Origin of the sequence: Sphaerisporangium sp. NPDC005289 (assembly GCF_040607455.1) — a bacterium.
In the GTDB taxonomy this organism is placed as follows: domain Bacteria; phylum Actinomycetota; class Actinomycetes; order Streptosporangiales; family Streptosporangiaceae; genus Sphaerisporangium; species Sphaerisporangium rhizosphaerae.
On sequence record NZ_JBEXGS010000006.1, the window covers coordinates 91,359 to 113,242 of the forward strand.

The following is a 21,884-nucleotide window of genomic DNA, read 5'->3' on the forward strand; positions in this document are numbered from 1 at the left end:
GCGCAGACCTGACCGGTCAGGACACGCCCGGGCCCTGGCGGCCCTCCCGCTCCCAATTCCCCCCTCGCCTGAAGGCGCCGGTCCCCTTGGGAGGATCTGATGGATCTCGACAAGGCCCGTGAATTCCTCCGCGCCAACCACCGCGCGGTGATGCTCACCTTCCACCCCGACGGCCGCCCGCAGATGTCACCGGTGACGGTCGGCGTGGACGCCGACGGGTACGCGGTGGTCAGCACCCGGGAGACCGCGGCCAAGACCCGCAACCTGCGCCGTGACCCCAAGGTCGCGCTGTGCGTGATGAACGACGGCTTCTACGGCGACTGGATCCAGATCGAGGGCACCGCCGAGGTCGTCTCCCTGCCCGAGGCGATGGAGCACCTGGTCGGCTACTACCGCACCGTCGCGGGCGAGCACCCCGACTGGGACGACTACCGCGCGGCCATGACGCGGGACCGGCGGGTGATCGTCCGCATCGACCTCACCCGCGCCGGCCCCGACGTGCACGGCTGACCGTCCCCCCGCCGGGCGTCCGCGAGCGACCCTCTGCCCCGGCGTCCACGGCTGATCGCCCCCGGCCGGGCGTCCACGGCCCCAGGGCCACGTGGCGCGCCCGGTCGCCGGGGAGGCGTCTAGTTGAGGCGCTCCAGCACCATGGCCATGCCCTGGCCGCCGCCGACGCACATCGTCTCAAGGCCGATCGACTTGTCGTGGAAGCGCAGCCCGTTGAGCAGCGTGGAGGTGATGCGGGCGCCCGTCATGCCGAACGGGTGCCCGACGGCGATCGCGCCGCCGTTGACGTTCAGCCGGTCGAGGTCGATGCCGAGCTCCTGGTAGGACGGGATCACCTGCGCGGCGAACGCCTCGTTGATCTCCACCAGGTCGACGTCGGAGATCGACATGCCGGCGCGGCCCAGCGCCTGCCGGGACGCCTCCACCGGCCCGAGGCCCATGATCTCGGGGGACAGGCCGGTGACGCCGGTCGACACGATGCGGGCCAGCGGCGTGATGCCCAGTTCGGCGGCCTTGACGTCGCTCATCACGATCACCGCGGCGGCGCCGTCGTTCAGCGGGCAGCAGTTGCCGGCCGTGACCGTGCCGTCGGGCCGGAACACCGGCTTGAGCTGCGAGACCGCCTCGTAGGTGGTGCCGGGCCGCGGGCCGTCGTCCTTGCTGGCGACCGTGCCGTCGGGCAGCGTCACCGGGGTGATGTCCTGCTCCCAGAACCCGTTGGCGAGGGCCTTCTCGGCGAGGTTCTGCGAGCGGACGCCGAACTCGTCCTGCTCCTGGCGGCTCACGCCGCGCATGCCGGCGACGTTCTCGGCGGTCTGGCCCATCGCGACGTAGATGTCGGGCAGCCGCGCGTCCTGGCGCGGGTCGTGCCACACCGGCCCGCCGCCCTCGGCCCGGGCGTCGGTGCGCGTCTTGGCGTCCAGGAACAGCGGGTTGGTGGTGTCGGGCAGCGAGTCGGAGTTGCCCTTGACGAAGCGCGAGACGCACTCGACGCCGGCGGAGATGAACACATCGCCCTCGCCCGCCTTGATGGCGTGGAAGGCCATGCGGGTGGTCTGCAGCGAGGAGGAGCAGTAGCGGGTGACCGTGGTGCCGGGGACGCCGTCCAGCCCGAGCAGCACCGAGACCACCCGGGCCATGTTGAACCCCTGCTCGCCGCCCGGCAGGCCGCAACCGAGCATCAGGTCGTCGACCTCGTTGGGATCGAGCTGCGGCACCTTGTCGAGCGCGGCCTTGATCATCTGGACGGTGAGGTCGTCGGGACGGATGTCCTTGAGCGACCCCTTGAAGGCTCGGCCGATCGGCGAACGTGCGGTCGCGACGATGACTGCCTCGGGCATGTGGCTCTCCTGGGTTCGTGACAGGGCTCCCTCCAGCGGAGGTTACCGCGCGGTAGGGCCGTTGCCACGCGCCGGGGCGTCAAGAAACAGAACTATGTACGGCCAACACGTACCGGGCCGCGCCGGCCTGTGCCCCGGCCCATGTGTCAGCCGTACATACCGGGAGCGGTGCCCGTGGCGTCCCGGACGGCGTGCACGGCGCCCTTCTCGTCGCGCCACAGGCGCCAGCCGTCCTGGCTGCCGGTGAACCACGCGGGCGGCGTGCCCGCCGCGCTCAGACGCCTGCCGGTGGCCAGGTCGAACTCGCACAGGGCCGCGACGGAGTAGAAGCCTTGGGCCGCCTCGCGCAGCGGCAGCGGCTTGGGGTCGGTCACGCAGAACGACCAGCCGTGCTGCCCTCGCACCGGGGCGGCCCGCCCGGAGGCCAGGTCGAACGCCGACCCGGCGGCGCCGGGCTTGAGGAAGCCGAGCCGCCCCATGTCGCCCGGGAAGGCGAGCCACCAGCCGGTGCCGGGGACCTGCTCGGAGGTGATCTGCCCCGTCACGCGGCCGGTGCCGGGGTCGAGCCGGGCGAAGCCGCCGTACTGCCCCTGTTCGTCGACGGGACGCACGATCGGGGCGAGGCCGGGGCTGCCGCTGGGGTAGACGCGCACCACCGACGGGCGCAGCCAGTTGACCCGGCCGTCCGCCAGTCGCACCGAGAAGACGCCGAAGGAGGAGGTGCGCTTCTTCTCGGGGTTGGTGTACGGGGCGACGTAGCCGACCAGGTCGCCGCCGGTGGCGCCGAAGGCCCAGCCGCCCGACAGGTCGACGCCGGTGTTCAGCGCCTGCTCCACCGGAAGCCGCCACACCGGCTTGCCGGTCTTGACGTCGTGGGCGGACAGCACGGGGTGCCTGGCCATGCGGAGCATGACGACCCGGGCCGCGTCGGACCACTCGACCTCGGCGATGCCGGGCAGCCGCCACAGAGTGCGGCCGGTGAGCGGGTCCAGGACGACCATGCGGGCGGAGGCCAGGGCGGTGTTCTCCGACACGCAGAAGTAGGGCCCGCACCGCTGCGGGCCGAAGGTGGAGTGGATCGGGCGGGACCACCTGCGCTGCCCGGTCCGCGCGTCCACGGCGGCCAGGGACGCCGTCCATCTGCCCTGCGCGACCGGGTCGACCGCGGCGACGACCCCCTGGCCGGGGGCGGTGTCGACGGCGGCCGGGGGTTGCACGCCCATGCCCGGCAGGCGCCCGGCGATGGTGGCGGGGCGGGCCCACAGCTTCCGGCCGGTGGCGAGGTCGAGGGCGGTGGTCTCCAGCGTGCCGTCCGCCCTCATGGAGGTCACCGCGGCGACACCGGCGGCCACGGTGGCGCGGCTGACGGCGTTGACCTCGTCGTTGCGCCAGGTCGGGTGCGTCTGCTCGCCGGCCGCCTTGCTGCTGGAGCAGCCGGCCAGGGCCAGGACCCCGGCGAGCGCCAGGGCTGGTTGCGCGAGAGACCGGATCACGGGCATTACCCTCCAATGCCGACATAGTGACGGCTGTATCGCGGAGGGTGACCGGGTCTAGGCGCTGCGAGGCATCGTCCCCGGCCGCCGACGAAGAATCATGGCCCATCTGCCGTGGGGGCCGGTCGCGCGGCCGGCGACGCGGGTCGCGGTGACCTCGGTGCCGGACTCCTCCGCGGCCTTGGCCGCCGCGAGGTAAATCGATTGCGATCCCTCGCCGCGCTCGGGCTCGGGCTCGGGCCCGAATCCCAACGCGGCGCATACAGAAGGTAGCACTACGTAAGCGGACCGTTGGTAACCTCGGGCAGATGGGTGATATCGATCAGGTCCGAACATCTCGTCCGGATATGTCGTGAATTCCGGGCCGAGGATGTCGGCGAAGGCCACCGTGCGGCCGCCCTCCTCGATCACCGCCACCGTCTGCGCCGCCGCGAGCTGCCGGCTCCACCGCTGCGTCATCCAGCGCAGCGGCTGGGCGATGGGACGGATCGTCCCGAGGTCGGGACAGGTGCCGACGACGACCTCCGTGCCCGCCTCGCGCAACCGCGCCACGGCCTCGCGCAGGTGCCCGACCGCGTCGCCGGGCCGGGTCTTGGTGGTCACGTCGTTGGCGCCGACGAAGATGACCGCGATCTCCGGGCGCGTCTTGAGCGCGCGGTCCACCTGGTGGGACAGGTCGGCCGACACCGCGCCCGACCGGCCGAACACGTCGAGCCGGACGGGCCGGCCGGCGGCCGCGGCCAGGCCTCTGGCGATGATCACGGCGGGGGTGTCCTCCGGATCGGACACGCCGAGCCCGACGGAGGTGGAGTCGCCCAGCATGACCATGGCGATGGGCCGGCCCTGCTCGGCCCCCGCCCGGCCGTAGAGCCCATCTGAGGCGGGGCCGTCCATGCCGTGCGGGCGGCCGACGATTCTGCGGGCGACCAGCGCCTCGGTGAACAGGACGGCGTACATGGCGGCTCCGAGCGCGGTCACTCCACCGCCGCCCAACGCGGCCGCGGTGGCGATCCGGCGAGCGGCCCGTGCGGTCGCGGGCGTCCAGATCACTTCCGGTGTCCTTTCCTGGATCCGTTTGCTTCTGTGATGATTCCCATCCCGGCCGCGGTGCTCACAACGACGCGGGCGGCCGGTGAACGGCGGCCGACGAGGACCGCCGTGCGCCCGCGCCCGTCTTTAGGGGCCCCCGACTCGTGGCGGCCCGTCCCCTGTGGTCCTGGTCGTGACGGTACGGTGAGGAATTGGAACCAGCCGGACCCGGATCACGCACCGGAAACCGGCATCAATCGGCACGCTGACACAGCTTCGGCAAATGAGGTGTTATTCCCGGTGCGCGTTCACGATTCGCTCATCGAGCTCATGGGCGACACTCCGCTCGTGCGGCTGCGCAAGGTCACGACCGGCATCTCGGCGCAGGTCCTCGCCAAGGTCGAGTACTTCAACCCCGGTGGCTCGGTGAAGGACCGCATCGCCCTGCGCATGGTGGAGGCCGCCGAGCGCTCGGGCGCGCTGCGGCCCGGCGGCACCATCGTGGAGCCGACCTCGGGCAACACCGGCATCGGCCTGGCCATCGTGGCCCAGGACCGCGGCTATCGCTGCCTGTTCGTGGTCCCCGACAAGGTCGCCCAGGACAAGATCAACGTGCTGCGCGCGTACGGCGCCGAGGTCGTGGTGTGCCCGACGGCGGTCTCGCCCGACCACCCCAACAGCTACTACTCGGTCTCCGACCGGCTGGTGCGCGAGGTGCCGAACGCCTGGAAGCCCGACCAGTACTCCAACCCCGAGAACCCCGAGAGCCACTACCGCTCGACCGGGCCGGAGATCTGGGAGCAGACCGAGGGGCGCATCACCCACTTCGTCGCCGGCGTCGGCACGGGCGGCACGATCAGCGGCACCGGGCGCTACCTCAAGGAGGTCTCCGGCGGCCGGGTGCAGATCATCGGCGCCGACCCCGAGGGCTCGGTCTACTCCGGCGGCTCCGGGCGTCCCTACCTGGTCGAGGGCGTCGGTGAGGACTTCTGGCCGGCGACCTACGACACCAAGATCGCCGACCGCATCGTCGCGGTCTCCGACAAGGACTCCTTCTGGATGACCCGCCGCCTGGCGCGCGAGGAGGCTCTGCTGGTCGGCGGCTCCTGCGGCATGGCGGTCGTGGCCGCCCTGCGGGTCGCGGCCGAGGCCGGTCCGGACGCCGTCGTGGTCGTCCTGCTGCCGGACGGCGGGCGCGGCTACCTGTCCAAGATCTTCAACGACGACTGGATGGCCGACTACGGCTTCCTGACCTCCTCCAGCGAGGAGGGGCTGGTCGGCGACGTGCTCGGCCGCAAGTCCCCCGGCCTGCCGGAGTTCGTGCACACCCACCCGCACGAGTCGGTCAGCACGGCCATCTCGATCATGCGCGAGTACAGCGTCTCGCAGCTTCCCGTCATGAAGGAGGAGCCGCCGGTCATGGCGGCCGAGGTGGTCGGCTCGATCGTCGAGCGCGACCTGCTCGAGGGGCTGTACCGGGGCAAGGTGCGCGGCGAGGACCCCATCGAGGACCACATGTCCGCGCCGCTCCCCATGGTCGGCGCGGGGGAGCCGGTCGCGGTCGCCATCGAGGCGCTGGAGAAGGCCGACGCGGCGGTCGTCCTCGACGACGGCAAGCCGATCGGCCTGATCACCCGCCAGGACCTGCTGGCCTTCCTCGCCAGCACGGTCAACGCCTGACCTTCGCCCGTCAGGAGGCGGTGGTCTCGCGGTCCGCGCGGTCGAGAGGGAACCAGGCGCGGACCTCCCACGCGCCGTCGGCGGCGGGGCCCGCGACGAGGTCGCCTCCGACGGCCTTGACCCGCTCGGCCATGCCGACCAGCCCGTACCCCCCGCCCATCTTGGACAGGCGGGGGTCGGCCGAGGTCCGCGGGTTGCGCACGCGCAGCGCCACCCCGCGCTCGGCCGGGCGCAGGTCGGCCGTCACCCAGGCCGCGTGGGGCGCGTGCCGCCGTACGTTGGTCAGGGACTCCTGAAGGACCCGGTGCAGGGTGGTGAGCACCTCCGGCGCCAGCGACGGCTCAGCGAGGCCCTGGCCCACGTCGAAGGCCACCTGCGGGCCCGAGGAGGAGAAGCGCTCGACGAGCATGCGCAGGTCGGCGAGCGTGGTGGCCCCCGCGTTCCGCGAGGCGTCGTCCTCGGCCCGCAGGACGCCGACCAGGCGGCGCATGGAGGCCAGCGCGTCGGCCCCGGCGCCGGCGATGGCGGAAAGGGCGGGCTCGACGGCGTCGGGCCGGTGAGCCGCCACCGCCTTGGCCGCCTGTGCCTGGACCACGATGCCGGTGATGTGGTGGGCGACCAGGTCGTGCAGCTCGCGCGCCAGCTCCAGGCGCTCGGCCCTGCGCACGGCGCTCACGGTCGCCTGGCGGCGTTCCAGCTGGTAGCGCAGGTAGCTGCCGATGCCCATGGCGGCGGCCCAGGCGACGAACATCATGAACCCGAAGGCGAGGTTGGCCGAGGTCATCGGGCGCAGGCTCGCCAGCTGCAACGTGAGGGCCGACAGCACCGCCAGCAGCACGGCCGTGCGCAGCGGCCGGACCCAGCGCACGACGCCCACGGTGATCAGCAGGAGGGCGCCGGCCTCGGCCAGCCCGGGGTTGCCGTGGGAGCGCAGCGCGAGCACCGCGATGGAGACGGCCGCGGACATCGCCATCAGCAGCACCGCGCCCTGCGCGCGGTAGCGGTGGCGCAGCAGATAGGCTCCGATGCCGATGAGGCCGCACAGCGGGACCGCCGGCTGCGCCTTGCCGACCTGGAAGGCGATCACCGTGTCGACCGCCAGCAGCAGGCACAGGAACCCGACCAGCGTGATCTCGCTGAGCCGCTGGACGACGTGGACCAGCTGCGGGGTCTCCCTCACAGGCATCGAGGTTAACCGCCGTCCGGACATCCCGTATCGGCCGTTCGGCCGGTTCCCGAGGCCGTGCCCGCGCGGCGTTCGGGGGGCCCTGCCCGCGAAGTCGGGGGCCCTATTGCTCCCGGTCGGGGCGGCCGCGCGGGAAAACGGGGTTCACACGGCGCCGATCATGTGGTCGCGCCCGTGAGAGCGTCCGGCCGGCGGCGCGTTGCATCGACGTCGTGCGGCGGAGCCGGAGCCGCCGTCCGGAGCGCTCGGTCTCCGCACGGCCGGCATTAGGGGTTCCCGGCGCCGCGCGCGGGCGAGCGCCGGGCCGATCCCGGCGTCATCGCGGGTACGTCGTCCCCTGCCGCCGTTTCCCCCTCCGAGAGGGCGATACCGTGAAGTCATGATTGAAGGCTTTGAGACGCTGGCCATTCACGCAGGCCAGGAGCCCGACCCGCACACCGGCGCGGTCGTGCCCCCCATATACGCCGTGTCGACCTACAAGCAGGACGGCGTGGGAGGGCTGCGGTCGGGGTACGAGTACAGCCGCTCGGCCAACCCGACCAGGGACGCGCTGCAGGAGTGCCTGGCGGCCATCGAGAGCGGGACGCGCGCCATGGCGTTCGCCTCCGGCCTGGCGGCCGAGGACGCCCTGCTCCGCACGATCTGCCGGCCCGGCGACCACGTCATCATCCCCGACGACGCCTACGGCGGCACCTACCGGCTGTTCGCCAAGGTCCTGGAGCGCTGGGGCCTGCACTTCGACCCGGTGCCGCTCGGTGACCTGGACGCGGTGCGCGCGGCGGTCCGGCCGGCGAGCACCAAGGCCATCTGGGTCGAGACCCCCACCAACCCGCTGCTGAACATCGCCGACATCGAGGCGCTGGCCTCCATCGCCCACCAGGCGGACGCCCGGCTGGTGGTGGACAACACCTTCGCCTCGCCGTACCTGCAGCAGCCGCTCGCCCTCGGCGCCGACGTGGTCATCCACTCGACCACAAAGTACGTCGGCGGGCACTCCGACGTGATCGGCGGCGCGCTCATCGCCCGCGACCGCGACCTCGGCGACGAGCTGGCCTACCACCAGAACGCCATGGGCGCCGTCGCCGGCCCGTTCGACGCCTGGCTGACGCTGCGCGGCATCAAGACCCTCGCACTGCGCATGGAGCGCCACTGCGACAACGCCGAGCGGGTGGTCGACCTGCTGCTGTCGCACCCCAAGGTGACCCAGGTGCTCTACCCGGGTCTGGCGAGCCACCCCGGGCACGAGGTGGCGGCCAAGCAGATGCGGCGCTTCGGCGGCATGGTCTCCTTCCGCGTGGCGGGCGGCGAGGAGGCGGCCGTCGAGATCTGCAACCGCGCGAAGCTGTTCACGCTGGGCGAGTCGCTCGGCGGCGTGGAGTCGCTGATCGAGCACCCGGGGCGCATGACCCACGCCTCGGCGGCGGGCTCGCCGCTGGAGGTGCCCTCGGACCTGGTGCGCCTGTCGATCGGCATCGAGACCGCCGGGGACCTGCTGGCGGACCTCACCTACGCCCTCGGCGGCTGAGCAGGACGACGCCGCCCCCTGGCGCCGGCGGCGTCAGGGGTTGAACCACACCATCAGCACGAGGATCACCAGCCAGATGAGCGCGGTGATCGAGCCCAGAGTGGCGATGCGCCCGGTCTGCACCTTGGCGTCGTCCTCGGGCGTCTCGTTGGACAGGGCCCGGACGGCGGCGCGCTGGTCGCGTTCGATGATGACCAGCAGCACCGCCGCCACGACGAACAGCGTCATCGAGATCGACAGGTAGGGCCGGCCCAGGGCGCTGCCGCCCAGCGCGATGCCGAACAGGAAGACGCCGAGGGTGAGGACGCCGAAGACGCGCGTCGTGCGGTGCAGATGACGCAGCACCCCGACGTCCTTGGCCCGGATGTATCGCGGCGTGAAGCTGGTGGCGACCGTCACCGGCCCGATCGCGAAGATCGCGAAGCCGATGTGCAGCCACAGCAGAAGTTTGTCGAGGAACGACATGCCGCTGAGGCTACCGTCTCAGTGATCAGCGTGGGAACGGTGTGACGGGCGGCCGTGCACAATCATGGGACGCGGCTCAGGCGTTCGGGACGTTCGGGGCGTCCTGCGCCGCCTCCTCGGTGAGGGGCGGCTCGTCCACCGGCGGCCTCGCCTGCAGGTGGCGGTTGTTCACGGTGAGCTCGAACATCGCCACCGTGATGATCATGAGCGCCAGGAGAGCGATCGCGGCGAACATTGCACTCTCCTTTCATGACGGGCCGTTGCCGGCCGCTTTTGCGATGGCTTGGACCACCTCCAATAAATATCCTCCGGTATTGCATATCAGTCAGCAACCGATTAACGAAGCGCATCGAATGCCTGGACCAAATCGGAAAGCGGTCCAGTGAAATGGACATACCCCCGTAAACCAGTCGATAGACCAGCTCGCGGGGGTCGGCCCTCAGAGGCGCCCTGGTTCAGCGGGAGCGGCGCGCCCGCAGGAAGTCGCTGACCACGTACTCGCCGAGCCGGTCGGCGCTGGGGGAGAAGACCCGGCCGCCGTTGCGCCGCGCCACCTCGTCCACGAACTCCTTGAGCCGCTCGTCGGTGGCCAGCATGAAGACGTTGATCGTGGCCCGGCGCCGGGTCATCTTGTCGACCTCGGCCAGCGTCAGCTCCAGCGTCTCGCGCGAGGGCGGCCACTCGAACCAGGACCGGCCGTTGCGCATGAGGTGGGCCGTCGGCTCGCCGTCGGTGACGACCAGCACCACCGGCTCGAAGTCGGGGTGCCGGTCGAGGTGGCGGCCCGCGATCAACAGCGCGTGGTGGAGGTTGGTCCCCTGCACCATGTCCCACTCGAGCCCGGCCAGCTCCTCGGGCTGGAGCACCCGGGCGTAGTTGGAGAAGCCGACGATCTGCACGGCGTCACCGGGGAACTTCGAGGCCACCAGCGCCTGCAGGGCGAGCGCCGTCTGCTTGGCGGGCGCCCAGGTGCCGCGCAGCGCCATGGAGTAGGACAGGTCCACCAGCAGGCACACGGCGGCGGCGGTGCGCCGTTCGGTCTCGGCCACCTCGAAGTCGTCGACGGACAGCGACACCCGGCCCTCGCCGGTCGGCCCGCCCCGCCGCACGCCGTTGACCAGCGTGCGCACCACGTCGATGGGCTGCTCGTCGCCGAAGCGCCACGGGCGGGTGGTGCCGGTGAGCTCGCCGGCGGCCCCCGCGTCCCGCTGGTCGTGGTCGCCGCGGCGACCGGCGTCCAGCGAGTCGAACACGCGGCGCAGCGCGGTCTCGCCGAGCCTGCGCACGGCCTTCGGGGTCAGCTCCAGCTTGCCGCGCTGGCGGCGGAGGTACCCCTGCTCCTCCAGCTCGCGCTCGATGCGCCTGAGGGCCTCCAGGTCGTCGACCGCCGAACGGCCGAGGGCGCGGCGGATCGCGGCCTCGTCGACGTCGTCCAGCCGAGCGCCCGGGTAGTCCTGTGCGAGCGACTGCTCCAGGCGGTCGAGGTCGGCGAGCTCCTCCAGCGCGCTGACGGCGTCGCCCATGCCGAGGGGCTGGTCGCCGTCCATCCGCTCGGAGCCGTCCCAGGCGAGGTCGGGCCGCCGGGCGTACAGGGCCTCGCCGAGGCGGGCCATCTGCTCCGACAGGCCGGCCTGGTCGAGAGTCTGGTCGATCAGGGCCTGCAGCTCCGCGCGCTGCTCGGGGGTCATGGAGGCGAGCATGCGCTGGGCCGCGGCGGCGCGGCGGGCGAGGATGTCGACCAGTTCTTCGAGGTTCCGGGGATTCTCCGGGAAGAATTCCCCATATTTTTCCATAAATTGCTGGAAATCCTGCTGGGTGTGCCGGCCTTGCGCATCCCGGTCCAGCATGTCGTTCAAATCCGACATCATCTGCCGGACCCGTTCCATCGCCTCCGGGTCCGGATTCGCGAGCGCGTCTCGCATTCCACGGAACCGGCTGTCGAGGACCTCACGGCGCAGCAGATCGCGCAGTTCCTCGAAGGTCTGCCGCGCGGCGGCCGAGCGCCACTCGTAGGAGCCGAGCTGCTGGACGGCGCTCGCGGTGTCGGCCGGCACCGAGTCCAGCTCGGCCTCGCGCAACCGCGCGTCGTCGGAGGGGTCGGGGAACAGCTCGGCGCGCTCCTGCCCGATCGCCTTGTCCAGCAGGGCGCGGGCGCGTTCGAGCGTGCCGTTCAGGTTGCCGCGCTCACGCAGCTCCCGGCGGCGCCGGCGCACCTCGCGCAGCAGCTCGTCCAGGCCGCGCCGGTCGGGCGCGCCGGGCAGGCCGCGCCGGAGCAGGTCGCGCAGGGAGTCCAGCGGGGTGGAGCCGGACAGGATCGCGTCGCCCATCTCGTCGAGCGCGGCGCGGACGTCGTACGGAGGCGCCAGCGGGTCCGGGCCGTCGTGGTACTCGCCGTATCGGTAGCCACTCATCGCATGTGAGCCTAATCGTCGTATGTCCGGTGTGCGAAGAACGTCCGCTTAGCGCAGACGGGGGCGTCCGGACTCCCGGAGCAAGGGGGAGACCGGAGGCCGGGCCCGGCGCGGCCGGAGGGGCCGGCGGGCCCGGGGTGCTCAGGTGCGGTAGACCGCGCCTCCGTCGACCTCGTCCTTGGACAGGCGGCGCATGAGGTAGAGCCCTTCCAGGGCGAACTCCAGCGCGGCGGCGGCGTGCCCGGGGGACTCCTCGCCCTCGCCCATCCCGACGCCCGCCATGATCTTGGAGAGGCCGTTGACCGGGCCGATCTGCTGCAGCAGCTCGGTGGCGGGGGTCATCTCGCCGGACTCGATCTGGGCGCCCTCGGAGAACTTGTCCAGCAGCGCCGACAGGTCCATGCCGCCCAGGGTGCCGCGGAAGGTCTCGGCCACGGCCCGGCGCAGCAGGTGCGCCAGCACCTCGACCTCGCGTCCCTCCTCGCTGACCTCGAACTCCACCTTGCCCCGCAGCGTGGGGACGACGCCAGGCAGGTCGGCGACCCGGGCCACCGGGCGCTCCTCCCCGGTCAGGGCCGCCCGCCGCACCGCCGAGGCGGCGGCCGTCTCGGCCGCGGCGATGGCGAACCGGGCCGACACGCCCGACCGGGAGTCCACGGCCGTGGACTCGCGCACCAGGCGGGTGAACCGGGCGATCGTCTCCACCAGGTGCTCGGGCAGCTCGGCGCTCAGGCCCGCCTCCGCCGCGCCGCCCTGGCCCTCCGGCTCGTGCCCGCGCCAGTTGAGCGCGGACTCCTGGCGGATGAGCGCCAGCTCGTCCTCCAGGGTGAGCGGGTAGTGCGTGCGGATCTCCGCGCCGAAGCGGTCCTTCAGCGGGGTGATGATGCGGCCGCGGTTGGTGTAGTCCTCGGGGTTGGCGCTGGCGATGAGCAGGATGTCCAGGGGCAGCCGCAGGTTGTAGCCGCGGACCTGGATGTCGCGCTCCTCCAGCACGTTCAGCAGCGACACCTGGATGCGCTCGGCCAGGTCGGGCAGCTCGTTGACCGAGAACACGCCCCGGTTGGTGCGGGGCACCAGGCCGTAGTGGACGGTCTCGGGGTCGCCCAGCGTGCGGCCTTCGGCGATCTTGATGGGGTCGACGTCGCCGATCAGGTCGCCCACGGAGGTGTCGGGCGTGGCGAGCTTCTCGCCGTACCTGTCGTCGCGGTGCTTCCAGGCGACCGGGAGGTCCGCGCCCTTCTCGGCGGCGAGCTTGAGGCAGCGGACGCACTCGGGCGCGTACGGATGGTCGTTGATCTCACAGCCGTCGATGACCGGGGTCCACTCGTCCAGCAGGCCGGTGACGGTGCGGATGAGGCGGGTCTTGCCCTGACCGCGCTCGCCCAGCAGGACCAGGTCGTGACCCGCCAGCAGGGCTCGCTCGAGGTGGGGCAGCACGGTCTCGTCGAATCCGACGATGCCCGGGAATCTCGGCGCCCGTGAGCGTAACCTGGCCAGCAGATTCTCGCGGATCTCCGCCTTGACCGTGCGATAGGTGTGTCCACTTTCGCGCAGCTCACGGAGAGTGCGAGCTTGCGGCGTTTCACTTCGCTGTGTGGGCGATTCATGCACGAAGACGAGACTACGTCGCGGGGGACGGTGTCGGCAGCATTCCGGATTTCGGATCTTGACTATTGCGGGGCGCTCCGTACGCGTTGTTAGTCCCGTAGTGGGGACAATCCGGCTAAGAGGGGCGAACGTACGACACACTACGACTCGCGACACTGGAGGAGGCGAGGCGTGTGGCAGTGCTGACGAGCCGGTTCTCGGACGGTCTCGCCGTGGGCCCCGACCTGGTCGGCGCCGCGGAGGCCGCGGTACGCCAAGCGCTGTCCGGCCTCTCCGGACCACCCGACCTCGTGTGCTTCTTCATCTGCGGCGACGACCCCGAGGAGGTCGCCCGCGCCGGGCTGCGCGCCATGCGCATGGCGCCGGGCGCCGAGATCATCGGCTGCAGCGCCACCGGCGTCATCGGCGACGGCCAGGGAGTCGAGCTGACCTCGGCGGTCAGCGCGTGGGCGGCCAGCTTCGACGGCGGCCGCGCGACCACCTTCGCCCTGGAGACCCTCCGCATGGAGGACCGCTTCGTCATCATCGGCCTGCCCGACCGCGACCCCGACGACCGGGTGGCCGTCCTGCTGGCCGACCCCTACAGCTTCCCCACCGACGCCTTCGTCGAGCACTCCTGCGACGTCCTCGGCGACCTCCCGATCGTCGGCGGCCTGGCCAACGGCATCGGCGGGCAGGGCTCGGTGCGCCTGTTCGCCGGCGGCGAGATGTACACCGAAGGGGCGATCGGCGTCATGCTGAGCGGCCCGATCAACGTGAGCACCGTGGTCAGCCAGGGCTGCCGCCCCATCGGCCCCACCATGGTCGTCACCCGATCCGAGGACAACCTGCTGCTGGAGCTCGCCGGGCAGCCCGCGCTCGCCCGCCTGGAGGACATCGTCAGCGGCCTGGACGAGGAGGACCGCGAACTGGTCGCCTCCGGGCTGCAGATCGGCGTCGCCATGGACGAGTACGCCGAAAGCCACGAACGCGGAGACTTCCTCATCCGCGGCATCCTCGGCATCGATCCCGAACGCGAGGCCGTGGCCGTCGGCGACGTGCTCGACATCGGGCAGAGCGTCCGCTTCCAGGTCCGCGACGCCGCCGCCGCCGACGAGGACCTGTACGAACTGCTCGACGCCCACGTGGAACAGCGCGGACGCATCGACGGCGCCCTGCTGTTCTCCTGCAACGGCAGGGGGTCGGCCATGTTCGGCAGCTCCGACCACGACGTGCTCGCCCTGCACGACACCCTCGGCCCCATCGGCATGGCCGGCTTCTTCGCCGCCGGCGAAGTCGGCCCGGTCGCCGGCCACAACCACGTCCACGGCTTCTCCGCCGCCATCCTCGTCTTCTCTGCGTAGCTTCTGCCTCGCTCCGCTCGGCGGGCTCGGGGCGCCCTTGAGGCGGCGCCGTTCGTCGTCGTACGGGGCTCGTTCCTCACCCCTCCCTCCTCCTCACAGCACCGCCGCGCCCCGAGCGGGTTCTTGGGCCGATCCGCGTCGAATTGGTCGGCGGGCGGGGGACAGGGCGTGTGATCCTTGGGGGAGCGGGTCCGCTTGGCGGGGCGCGTATGGACGAGGGCTTGGAGGGTGGTCGGTGGGGCGGGAGTTATTGGGGGACGTCGCGCGCGAGCTGGTGGAGGAGGCGGGGCGCGGCCCCGAGTGCGTGCTGGCGGTCGACATCGGGGGGACGAAGTTCGCCGCCGGGCTGGTCGGGGCGCACGGAGCGATCATCGTCGCGGAGCGCGTCGCCACGCCGCCCGGCGGGGACGCCGCGACGCTGTGGAAAGCCCTGGCCGACCTGATCGACGTGGTCCTCGCGCGGCGGCCGGACGCCCGGCCGGTCGGCGTGGGCGTGGGCTGCGGCGGGCCGATGACCTGGCCCGAGGGCGCCGTCTCGCCGCTGAACATGCCGGGCTGGCGCGGGTTCCCGCTCCGCGAGAGGCTGGCCGGGCGGTTCCCCGGAATGCCGGTGCGCGTCCACAACGACGCCATCTGCGTCGCCGCCGCCGAGCACTGGCGGGGAGCGGGCCGGGGCAGCGACGACATGCTCGGCATGGTCGTCTCGACCGGGGTCGGAGGCGGGCTCATCCTCGGCGGCCGGCTGATCGACGGCGGCACCGGAAACGCCGGGCACATCGGGCACGTCGTGATCGACCCCGACGGCCCCCCATGTGAGTGCGGCGGCCGTGGATGCCTGGAGGCCATCAGCCGCGGCCCGGGCCTCGCCGCCTGGGCCCTGGAGCAGGGCTGGAAGCCCGGCGCCACCGGCGCCCGCCCCGAGGGACCGTACGTCGAGGCCGCGCAGGCGAGCGGCCGGCAGCTCGCGGCCGACGCCGCCGCGGGCGACCCGGTCGCTCTCGCGGCCTTCGCCCGCGCCGGCCGCGCGCTCGGCATCGGCATCGCCTCGGCCACCCACCTGTGCGACCTGGACGTCGTGACCATCGGCGGCGGCGTGTCGCAGGCCGGGCCACTGCTGTTCGGCCCCCTGGAGGAGGCGCTGCGGAAGCACGCCCGCCTCGGCTTCGCCCAGCGCGTCCGCGTCGTCCCCGCCCACCTCGGCCAGGACGCCGGCCTCATCGGCGCCGCCGCCCTGGTCCTGCGCCCCGCCCACTACTGGACCGGCCCGCCCGACATGTGAGATGACGGCGGGGGGCGGGTGATCGGTGGGCCGGTGAGATTACGGCGGAGCCAGGAGTGGGAGACTGCGGGCATGGCGCAGTCTGAGGTGACCTACGACGATGTGGTCGCCGCCCGTGATCTGCTCGAAGACGTCGTGATCCGCACCCCCCTGCTGCATTCGCGCGTGCTGTCGGAGATGATCGGCGGCCCGGTGTACCTCAAGTGCGAGAACCTCCAGCGGGCCGGGTCGTTCAAGGTCAGGGGCGCCTACGTGCGCATCGCCCGGCTGACCGAGGAAGAGCGCTCCCGCGGCGTGGTGGCGGCCAGTGCGGGCAACCACGCCCAAGGCGTGGCGCTGGCGTCGGGGCTGCTGGGCTGCAAGTCCACGGTGTTCATGCCCGAGGGCGCCCCGCTTCCCAAGGTCGAGGCGACCCGCGCCTACGGGGCCGATGTGATCTTCTCGGGGACGACCGTCGACCAGGCGCTGGCCGCGGCCAAGCAGCACGCCGAGGAGACCGGGGCGGTGTTCATCCACCCCTTCGACCATCCCGACGTCGTGGCGGGCCAGGGCACCGTGGGGCTGGAGATCCTCGACCAGCTCCCCGACGTCGGCACGATCATGGTCGCGATCGGCGGCGGCGGGCTCGCGGCCGGGGTGGCGCTCGCGGTCAAGTCCATGCGCCCGGGGGTGCGCGTGGTGGGCGTGCAGGCCGAACAGGCCGCCGCCTACCCCGCCTCGCTGGCGGCCGGGCACCCGGTCATGGTCGACCCGGCGTCCACCATGGCGGACGGCATCGCCGTCGGCCGGCCCGGCGACATCACGTTCGAGATGATCCACTACCTGGTCGACAGTGTGGTCACCGTCTCGGAGGAGACGCTGTCGCGCGCGCTGCTGCTGTGCCTCGAACGCACCAAGCTCGTCGTGGAGCCGGCGGGCGTGGCCGGGGTCGCGGCGCTGCTCGACTGGCCGCACGCCTTCGAGCCGCCGGTGGTCGCGGTGCTGTCCGGCGGCAACATCGACCCACTGCTGCTGTCCAGGGTGCTGCGCCACGGCCTGTCGGCCGCCGGTCGCTATCTCGCCTTCCGGCTGCGGCTCCCCGACCGCCCGGGGGCGCTGGCGACGCTGCTCGCCCGGCTGGCCGACCTCGGAGCGAACGTGCTCGACGTCGGCCACGAGCGGGTCGACCCCCGCCTCCACCTGGACGAGGCCGAGGTCCTGCTCCACCTGGAGACCCGGGGCCCCGTCCACTGCGACGAGGTCCTCGCCGGCCTGCGCCGCTACGGCTACAAACTCATCTTCGGATAGGCCAAGAAATCGACTCGCCAGGACGCCGGCATCGCGGCCCCGCGATCGTCCGGAGCCCGGGTCTAGGCGGGTGAGCCGAGGGCTCTGGTCACGACGCCGGTGACGTGCTCACGGAAGACGTTCGCCGCGTCGGTGTTCCGTGACCGCAGGGCGACCATGGCGGTCAGGATGACGTCGCAGAGCTCGGCGTCGACCTGTTCCCACGTGTGGGTGACACCCTTGCGGGGGTTCTGGCCGAGGGCGCCGATGACGGCCGCCGCGACCTCGCCCGTCTCCTCCGACACCTTCATCAGCCGCAACAGCAGCTCACTCTCAGGCGCAAGCGCACTCGCCGCATCCAGCCAGCCGACGAGCCGCTCGACGTTCCCCCAGGTACCGGCGTCCATGGACAGCAAAACTATCCGCCTGATGCGAAGAGCGTGGCAGATCTGGAGAGCCCACCCCGTACGACCCTGGACTCGCTGACCACGTCGCAGAACAGTGAGCAGCGGCGCGGACAGACCCTCTGTGAGACTGCCTTACCTCATCTGGCGGACGCTTCTGGACGAGAGGGCCTGGTGGACCCATGCGGGCAGGCTATTTCTTGCGTTTCGACGGGCGGCGGTTGGCCGGCTTGCCTCCGCCGAAAAGGAAGCGCTTGATGCGCTCCTTGATGCTCTTCTGCTCTCCACTCAGCCTGCTGGGTGGTTCCTTCGACAGCCAGGAGAGGTTCTCAATGACGACGGATTTCTTCCTGTTCGCTTCATGAGGCGCGTCAAGGAGAGACACCAGCTGCCAGGCGATACGGGATGTGACCGTGTTCTTCTTGCCGTAGGCCCGCTGACTGGCAGTGAGGGCTTCGAAGAGCAAGGACTGCGCTTTCGCCGATTCGCCTTGTGCGTGGAGGGTGGCGGCGAGGTTGGCGGTCGCGGTGAGGGTGTTGGGGTGTTCGTCGCCGAGGATTCGGCGACTGGCGTCACGCACCTGTTCTTGGAGGGTGCGGGCGTGTTCGTATTCGCCCAGTGCGTGGAGGGTGGTGGCGAGGTTGCCGGTCGCGGTGAGGGTGTCGGGGTGTTCGTCGCCGAGGATTCGGCGGCGTGCGTCGCGCACCTGTTCTTCGAGGGTGCGGGCGTGTTCGTATTCGCCTAGTTCGTGGAGGGTGGTGGCGAGGTTGCCGGTCGCTTTGAGGGTGTCGGGGTGTTCGTCGCCGAGGATTCGGCGGAGAGCGTCGCGCACCTGTTCATCGAGGGTGCGGGCGTGTTCGTACTCGCCCAGTGCGCGGAGGGTGATGGCGAGGTTGCCGGTCACGGTGAGGGTGTCGGGGTGTTCGTGGCCGAGGAGTCGGCGGCGTGCGTCGCGCCCCTGTTCTTGGAGGGTGCGGGCGTGTTCGTATTCGCCCAGTGCGCGGAGGGTGGCGGCAAGGTTGGCGATCGCGGTGAGGGTGTCGGGGTGTTCGTCGCCGAAGAGTCGGCGGAGAGCGTCGCGCACCTGTTCTTGGAGGGTGCGGGCGTGTTCGTACTCGCCCAGTGCGCGGAGGGTGGTGGCAAGGTTGCCGCCCGCTTTGAGGGTGTCGGGGTGTTCGTCGCCGAAGAGTCGGCGGAGAGCGTCGCGCACCTGTTCTTCGAGGGTGCGGGCGTGTTCGTACTCGCCCAGTTCGCGGAGGGTGGCGGCGAGGTTGGAGGTCGCTTTGAGGGTGTCGGGGTGTTCGTCGCCGAGGACACGGCGACGCACTTCCAGAACCCGCCCCTCCAGGAGGTGGGCCTGTCGATACTGTCCGGCACTGCGAAGGAGAGTTGCCTGGTAAGCGGAAGCGGTGACCGTTTCTAGGTCCTCCGAGCCGAGGACCGCGGTGAATTCGTCGACGAGTCGATCCTGTAGATGAGTGGCCTCGGTCCATTTACCTTGGTGAAAGAGGGCCTCAACAAGATCTCGGCCAGCCCGCAGCGTGTCTCCATGGTCTTCTCCGAGTTGCTGTATCCGGGCCTGATACACCTCCTCCTGCGCTTGCCGAGCCTTGTGATGGTTGCCCTGACTCAGCAGGATCAGTCCCTGGGTGTTGCGGCAGCGAAGATACTCAAGCGCATCGGTGGGAAGCGATTTGGCTAAGGCCAGCGCGTCCTCGACCACCGCGGCCGCCTGGTCAGACCTTCCTCGAGCCAGGAGGTATCGCGCAACCCGATCCAGCAGGTCGATGGTCTCCGTGATGTCGATGTGGAGTCGCTGGGAGTGTTGTGCACTCGAAAGAGCGTGGGCGAGCATCGTTTCACACGTCGGCCAAGACGTGGGGTCACGAACCTCAATGGGAAACGTGGTGCTCATAGTCGCGAGCGCAAACCCGGCCCAGAGAGCTTCGTCGGCGGCGAGTTCGGTGCGCGTGACGGCTTGCACAATGCGATGGATCGACATGAGGCCGTCACCGGTTTTGGCCAGAGAGTACTCCCGGAGGGACTGCGTGGCCTCGGTACGGCGGAACGGGTCGGTCAGCGCCTCGGCCAAGTCGGCAGGCATGCCCGGTACGGGAACGAGCCGGGCCAGCGGGATCGCCTCGGCTCCGAGAAACGCGGCGAGGCGTAACAGGGCCACGGCGGCCGGGGACCGGTCGGCCAGGCGGCCGAAGGACACCCGCCAGGTGGACGCGATCGTCGCCTGGTGGTTCCCGGTGGGTCCCCGCGTGAACAGCTCCGGCGACTGCTTGTGGAGCTGGTCGAGGTAGTCGGTGGCGGCCATTCCGTCCGCGATGACGCTCGCCGCCTGGGCCAGCGCCAGCGGCAGACATCCGAGGGCCTCTGCCAGGTCCCTTGCCGTGTCAGCGCTAGACACCCGTCCCCACTGCCGCAGATAGTTCAACGCGGCGGGGACGGGGAGGACGTCGAGGTGCCGGAGTTCCGCATGCGGCCATTCCGGCCGCCGAGAGGTAATGAGCACATGCCCCATGTGCCGCTCAGGGAGCAGCGGTAGGAGCTCATCAGGGTCCTCGGCGTTGTCGAAGATCAGCAGCCAGTTCTTGCGGCGGCGCAGTGACTGGCGAAGCGCCGCTATCGCCTGGTCGTCCTGCTCGAACGGCAGATCCAGCTCGGTGGCAAGCTCAGCGTAGTCTCCCCGCAGCGTGGTCGGGTCCTCGGCCCGCACCCACCACACCACGTCGTACGCGACACCGTGCCGAAAGGCGTATTCGACGGCGACCTGGGTCTTGCCCATCCCGCCCAGGCCGGTGATCGCCTGGACGGCGGAAGTCGGACGGTTCGCCCGCAGTGCACGGTAGAGATCGGCCAGCGTGTCATCGCGTCCGATGAAACGCGGGTCCGGACGGTGCCCGCGAAGTTCGTACACCTCCTGCTCGGCGCCAGGAAATCGGACCCGCTTCGCGGACCTGTTGGGGAAGCCTTCTCGTGCGACCCGTTCCGCGCGGTCGGCTACCCCCGCCAGCAACCGGCGCCGGGCCTCCTCCTCGTCGTCCACGCCGCGGAGGTCGATCGGCACGAGCGCCGCTATCGTCGGCGGGATGTCGCCATCGCCCTCGTCCACCCGGACGGGGATCAGGGCTCGTTCCTTGCCCTGGAGTTCTTGGTACTGGGCGGCGGTGCGGGCGGCCACATCCGCGTCATGCTCGGCGGACAGGACGTAGAGGGTGTGGCGGCAGGTGGACAGCGCCTCATCGATCTTGTCGAGGCGGTTGTCCCCGGGCCGGATGTCCCACGCCTTGAGGATCACCCCGTATCCGGCGCCTTCCAGTTCGGCCGCGATCCACTCCGCCCACTGCACGTCGGTGTCCGCGTGACTGACGAAGAACTCCGCACTGTATTCGGTATCCGACACAGAATCTCCTGGGCTCCGCCGCCTGACCTGCTTCTACCGGGATCAACGGTCCGAAGCGCCTGGAAATCGGGGGTCTCGGGGTACTCGGCTCACCGTGTCGGCGACGCCGGCCAGCAGTCGATCGCGGGCCTCGTTCTCCGCCACGCCTACCAGGTCGATGTAGACCAACGGCCCGAGCAATGGGGCGACGTCGCATTCGGCGACCCTCACCGGAATGAACCGCCGAGGTTCACCGAGCAACGTTTGGCGATAGGCCGCCGTCCACTCTGCTCGGGTGAAGAGAGAAGCGAGATAGTTGGGCGAGAGCACACCTAGAGTGCGCCGACAGGTCGCCAGAGCGTGATCCATCTCTGTCATGAAGTTATCGCCAGGGCGGAAATCCCATGCCTGAATGGTGATGGTGTATCCGGCGGTCTCAAGTGCTCCGGCGATCCACGTCGCCCAGTCCTCATCCTTCCCGTTGTAAGTGATGAAGAAGTCTTTCGACTGGCTCGCAACCGGACCGTTCTCCGCCATGGTGCCTTCCGCTGACGCTGGGATGGTCCGCACAACTCTACGCAACATGCCAGCACGCAACGTACCAATGCCGATGAGGTGGGCGAGATGTCCCATAATGCAGTCCGGATTCCGGATTAAGGGACTGTCGGAAGCCTTGATCAGCCCCTACTGCGCGTTGGTGAGGGCAGAGATCCACGCTCCGCCTATCTCGCCTGGCCCACCCCTGAACGCTATGGGGTGGCGAACCGGCCGGTCTTCGTGTCACTGATGAAAGCTCGCCACTCGCCGGCGGTGAAGCGCAGCACCGGGCCGGTGGGGTTCTTGCTGTCCCGGACGGCCAGATCTCCTAGGGGAAGATGTGCTACCTCGACGCAGTTGTCATCGGTTCCGCTGTGGCTGCTCTTCTGCCAGGCGAGCATGCCTTGATCCATGTTT

Annotated in this window: 18 protein-coding genes; 6 read left to right on the forward strand and 12 right to left on the reverse strand. The window is 70.8% G+C overall.

What is annotated here, in order from left to right; genetic code table 11:
* Window positions 1–99: 99 nt before the first annotated feature.
* On the forward strand, window positions 100–510 hold the full coding sequence (locus ABZT47_RS12910; protein ID WP_354839944.1) for a PPOX class F420-dependent oxidoreductase: 411 nt from the start codon (window positions 100–102) through the stop codon (window positions 508–510).
* Between the two features lie 119 nt (window positions 511–629).
* Here ABZT47_RS12910 and ABZT47_RS12915 read toward each other — a convergent pair whose 3' ends face one another.
* The 3 genes from ABZT47_RS12915 to ABZT47_RS12925 all read right to left on the reverse strand — a co-directional run bounded on the left by ABZT47_RS12915 (window position 630) and on the right by ABZT47_RS12925 (window position 4,393).
* A complete protein-coding gene (locus ABZT47_RS12915) occupies window positions 630–1,850 on the reverse strand; it encodes an acetyl-CoA C-acetyltransferase (protein WP_354839947.1) in 1,221 nt (406 codons plus the stop codon).
* 146 nt (window positions 1,851–1,996) lie between these two features.
* Window positions 1,997–3,349 (reverse strand): PQQ-binding-like beta-propeller repeat protein, encoded by a 1,353-nt coding sequence (locus ABZT47_RS12920; RefSeq protein ID WP_354839950.1) that lies wholly within the window; start codon window positions 3,347–3,349, stop codon window positions 1,997–1,999.
* Between the two features lie 51 nt (window positions 3,350–3,400).
* The gene (locus tag ABZT47_RS12925; protein ID WP_354839953.1) at window positions 3,401–4,393 is read right to left on the reverse strand and encodes an SGNH/GDSL hydrolase family protein; all 993 of its coding nucleotides are present in this window, start codon (window positions 4,391–4,393) and stop codon (window positions 3,401–3,403) included.
* Between the two features lie 279 nt (window positions 4,394–4,672).
* Here ABZT47_RS12925 and ABZT47_RS12930 point away from each other — a divergent pair, with 279 nt between their 5' ends.
* Window positions 4,673–6,052, forward strand: a complete 1,380-nt coding sequence (locus tag ABZT47_RS12930) for a cystathionine beta-synthase (RefSeq protein WP_354839956.1) — start codon at window positions 4,673–4,675, stop codon at window positions 6,050–6,052.
* A gap of 10 nt (window positions 6,053–6,062) precedes the next feature.
* On the opposite strand, the gene ABZT47_RS12935 is transcribed toward ABZT47_RS12930, so the two are convergent.
* A complete protein-coding gene (locus ABZT47_RS12935) occupies window positions 6,063–7,232 on the reverse strand; it encodes a histidine kinase (protein ID WP_354839959.1) in 1,170 nt (389 codons plus the stop codon).
* A 385-nt stretch (window positions 7,233–7,617) separates the two neighbouring features.
* Here ABZT47_RS12935 and ABZT47_RS12940 point away from each other — a divergent pair, with 385 nt between their 5' ends.
* Window positions 7,618–8,763 carry a cystathionine gamma-synthase gene (locus tag ABZT47_RS12940; RefSeq protein ID WP_354839962.1) on the forward strand — a complete coding sequence of 382 codons (1,146 nt, stop codon included), beginning with the start codon at window positions 7,618–7,620 and terminating at the stop codon, window positions 8,761–8,763.
* A gap of 33 nt (window positions 8,764–8,796) precedes the next feature.
* On the opposite strand, the gene ABZT47_RS12945 is transcribed toward ABZT47_RS12940, so the two are convergent.
* The 4 genes from ABZT47_RS12945 to ABZT47_RS12960 form a co-directional block, all read right to left on the reverse strand.
* Window positions 8,797–9,228 carry a hypothetical protein gene (locus ABZT47_RS12945; protein WP_354839964.1) on the reverse strand — a complete coding sequence of 144 codons (432 nt, stop codon included), beginning with the start codon at window positions 9,226–9,228 and terminating at the stop codon, window positions 8,797–8,799.
* Window positions 9,229–9,304: 76 nt separating this feature from the next.
* Window positions 9,305–9,463, reverse strand: coding sequence for a hypothetical protein (locus ABZT47_RS12950; protein ID WP_354839967.1), 159 nt, complete (start codon window positions 9,461–9,463; stop codon window positions 9,305–9,307).
* Between the two features lie 220 nt (window positions 9,464–9,683).
* Window positions 9,684–11,639: a hypothetical protein gene (locus tag ABZT47_RS12955; protein WP_354839969.1), complete on the reverse strand. Its 1,956-nt coding sequence runs from the start codon at window positions 11,637–11,639 to the stop codon at window positions 9,684–9,686.
* 141 nt (window positions 11,640–11,780) lie between these two features.
* Window positions 11,781–13,250: a sigma 54-interacting transcriptional regulator gene (locus ABZT47_RS12960; RefSeq protein WP_354839972.1), complete on the reverse strand. Its 1,470-nt coding sequence runs from the start codon at window positions 13,248–13,250 to the stop codon at window positions 11,781–11,783.
* A gap of 170 nt (window positions 13,251–13,420) precedes the next feature.
* Between ABZT47_RS12960 and ABZT47_RS12965 the strand changes: the two genes are divergently transcribed.
* From ABZT47_RS12965 to ilvA, 3 genes are all read left to right on the forward strand, one after another.
* Window positions 13,421–14,590: an FIST N-terminal domain-containing protein gene (locus ABZT47_RS12965; RefSeq protein WP_354839975.1), complete on the forward strand. Its 1,170-nt coding sequence runs from the start codon at window positions 13,421–13,423 to the stop codon at window positions 14,588–14,590.
* Window positions 14,591–14,825: 235 nt separating this feature from the next.
* The gene (locus tag ABZT47_RS12970) at window positions 14,826–15,869 is read left to right on the forward strand and encodes an ROK family protein (RefSeq protein ID WP_354839978.1); all 1,044 of its coding nucleotides are present in this window, start codon (window positions 14,826–14,828) and stop codon (window positions 15,867–15,869) included.
* A 72-nt stretch (window positions 15,870–15,941) separates the two neighbouring features.
* The gene (ilvA, locus tag ABZT47_RS12975; RefSeq protein WP_354839980.1) at window positions 15,942–17,156 is read left to right on the forward strand and encodes a threonine ammonia-lyase; all 1,215 of its coding nucleotides are present in this window, start codon (window positions 15,942–15,944) and stop codon (window positions 17,154–17,156) included.
* 62 nt (window positions 17,157–17,218) lie between these two features.
* On the opposite strand, the gene ABZT47_RS12980 is transcribed toward ilvA, so the two are convergent.
* From ABZT47_RS12980 to ABZT47_RS12995, 4 genes are all read right to left on the reverse strand, one after another.
* Window positions 17,219–17,542 (reverse strand): MazG-like family protein, encoded by a 324-nt coding sequence (locus tag ABZT47_RS12980; RefSeq protein ID WP_354839983.1) that lies wholly within the window; start codon window positions 17,540–17,542, stop codon window positions 17,219–17,221.
* Between the two features lie 190 nt (window positions 17,543–17,732).
* Complete coding sequence (gene fxsT, locus ABZT47_RS12985) at window positions 17,733–20,951, reverse strand: FxSxx-COOH system tetratricopeptide repeat protein (protein WP_354839986.1); 3,219 nt, start codon at window positions 20,949–20,951, stop codon at window positions 17,733–17,735.
* Window positions 20,952–20,993: 42 nt separating this feature from the next.
* Window positions 20,994–21,467 (reverse strand): toll/interleukin-1 receptor domain-containing protein, encoded by a 474-nt coding sequence (locus ABZT47_RS12990; RefSeq protein WP_354839989.1) that lies wholly within the window; start codon window positions 21,465–21,467, stop codon window positions 20,994–20,996.
* Between the two features lie 212 nt (window positions 21,468–21,679).
* Complete coding sequence (locus tag ABZT47_RS12995) at window positions 21,680–21,880, reverse strand: DUF397 domain-containing protein (RefSeq protein WP_354839992.1); 201 nt, start codon at window positions 21,878–21,880, stop codon at window positions 21,680–21,682.
* Window positions 21,881–21,884: the final 4 nt, after the last annotated feature.